This is a genomic window from Phenylobacterium sp., from assembly GCF_016793285.1.
GTDB lineage: Bacteria > Pseudomonadota > Alphaproteobacteria > Caulobacterales > Caulobacteraceae > Phenylobacterium.
Window position 1 is genome coordinate 1 of sequence record NZ_JAEUMO010000042.1, and the last position, 2,541, is coordinate 2,541.

Annotated in this window: 2 protein-coding genes; both read left to right on the forward strand. The window is 67.7% G+C overall.

What is annotated here, in order from left to right; translation table 11 throughout:
• Positions 1-161 precede the first annotated feature (161 nt).
• A complete protein-coding gene (locus JNL41_RS04755; protein ID WP_293473124.1) occupies positions 162-1,433 on the forward strand; it encodes a type III PLP-dependent enzyme in 1,272 nt (423 codons plus the stop codon).
• A gap of 95 nt (positions 1,434-1,528) precedes the next feature.
• Positions 1,529-2,541 (forward strand): deoxyhypusine synthase (locus tag JNL41_RS04760; RefSeq protein ID WP_293473125.1); only part of this gene is annotated, 1,013 nt, incomplete at its 3' end.

The following is a 2,541-nucleotide window of genomic DNA, read 5'->3' on the forward strand; positions in this document are numbered from 1 at the left end:
CCGCGCGCGGTCCGTGCGGGACCGTGCGCGCGCGCCGCACACACGAACGCTTTACATCGCCGTCGACAGGCCCTATTTGCGCGCCTTCCGGCGGACCCGATGTCCTCAAAAGCGCTGCTAACGCCGGTCTGGGTTCAACAATCCGTTGGGGGTTGCGTGAGGTGCATACGTACCATACGCCCCTGGACCTGGTCCGTGAGCGGTCCCCGGAGCGTCCTGTCGCACTAGCGCGACCTGACGTGGTGGCCACTGCGGCGCGCTGGTTCCAGGACAAGTTTCAAGGCGACGTATTCTACGCCGTGAAGGCGAACCCTTCGCCGTGGGTCATCGAGACCCTGGTGAAGAGCGGCGTGAATTCGTTCGACGTGGCGTCGATCCCCGAGATCGAGCTGGTGGCCGCGCACGCGCCGGGCGCCCGCATGGCCTTCATGCATCCGGTGAAGAGCCGCCGCGCGATCGCCGACGCCTACGGCAGGTACGGCGTGAGGACCTTCGCCCTCGACACCCACGAGGAGCTGCAGAAGATCCTCGAGGCCACCGGCGGCGCGACCGACCTGACGCTGATCGTGCGCCTCGCCGTCCAGGCCGAGGGCGCGTCCTACTCGCTCAGCGGCAAGTTCGGCGTGGCGTCGCACGAGGCCCCCGCCCTGCTGCTGGCCGCGCGCCGCGCGACCACCGGCAAGATGGGCGTCAGCTTCCACGTCGGCAGCCAGTGCATGCGCCCCACCGCCTACCAGGCGGCGATGGCCCAGGCCCAGCGCGCCATCGTGCGCGCCGGCGTCATGGTCGACATCGTCGACGTCGGGGGCGGCTTCCCGTCGATCTACCCGGGCATGGTCCCGCCGGACATGGGCGACTACGTCGACTCGATCCAGCGCGGCTTCGCCGAGATGTCGGTCCACGAAGAGACCGAGCTGTGGTGCGAACCCGGCCGGGCGCTGGTGGCCGAGGCCTCGTCGATCCTGACCAAGGTCGAGCTGAAGAAGGCCGACGCGCTGTACCTCAACGACGGCAGCTACGGCTCGCTGTTCGATGCGGCGCACGTGAAGTGGCCGTTCCCGGTGAAGCTGTACCGCGGCGAGGGCGCCGACGCCCACGAAGTGGACGGACCGCTCAAGCCCTTCCGCTTCTACGGGCCGACCTGCGACAGCCTCGACCACATGCCGGGCCCCTTCTGGCTGCCGGAAGACATCCAGGAGGGCGACTACATCGAGATCGGGATGCTCGGCGCCTATGGCGTGGCCATGAACACCCGCTTCAACGGCTTCGGCGACGCCGAGACCGTGGTGGTGGACGACGCCCCGATGGCCTCGATGTTCGGCCTCGCCGGCCGCTCCATTCGCCTGCCCCGCGAGGAACAGGCCGAGGAGCGGAAGGTTGTCCGTCTGAGCCGCCCGAAGGGCGCGGCAGGGAAGAAGCGCCGCAAGCGCTGAAACCGTCGCGGAAGTGCTATAGGCGCGGCCGGTCGCTCCGTCCCGGTCGCGCTTTTCTTTTGGACGGGCGTCACCTTCGAGAGGGAAACCCGACGATGAACGCTCCCGTTCAGAACACCAACCGCAAGGCAGAGCTGCTCGCCAACACCGTCGAGCACGTGGCGATCGACCAGTACGACGCGCGGCCCGTCATCGACGCCATGCGCAAGATGAGCTTCACCAGCCGCGACACCGCGCGCGCCGCCGACATCTGGTCGATGAGCCTCGAAGACCCGAACTGCTCGACCTGGCTGACGCTCGCCGGCTCCACCTCGGCCGGCGGCTGCATGCACATCTACCGGGACATGGTGAAGCACGGGATGATCGACGCGATCGTCGCCACCGGCGCCTCCATCGTCGACATGGATTTCTTCGAAGCCCTCGGCTTCAAGCACTACCAGGCCGACTCCACCGTCGACGACCGCGAGCTGCGCGAGATGTACATCGACCGCATCTACGACACCTACATCGACGAGGAGGAGCTCCAGAACTGCGACGGCACGATCTACGCCTTGTGCGAGATGCTGGAGCCGCGCCCCTACTCCAGCCGCGAATTCGTCCACGAGATGGGCAAGTGGCTGGCCGCCGGCAACGCCAAGAAGCCCGACAGTCTGGTCGAGACGGCCTACCGCGAAGGCGTGCCGATCTTTTGCCCGGCGTTCGTCGACTCCTCGGCCGGCTTCGGCCTCGTGAAGCACCAGGTCGAGCGGATGAAGGCCGGCAAGCCCTACCTCACCATCGACGCCGTGGCCGACTTCCGCGAGCTCACCGAGATCAAGCTGAAGGCCGGCGCGACCGGGCTCTTCATGGTGGGCGGCGGCGTGCCGAAGAACTTCGCGCAGGACACCGTCGTCTGCGCCGAGATTCTCGGCCACGAGGTCGACATGCACAAGTACGCCGTCCAGATCACCGTGGCCGACGTGCGCGACGGCGCCTGCTCGTCCTCGACGCTGAAGGAGGCCTGCTCCTGGGGCAAGGTCGACGTCACCTGGGAACAGATGGTCTTCGCCGAAGCCACCACCGTCGTCCCCCTCATCGCGTCGGACGCCTGGCACCGCGGCAGCCACAA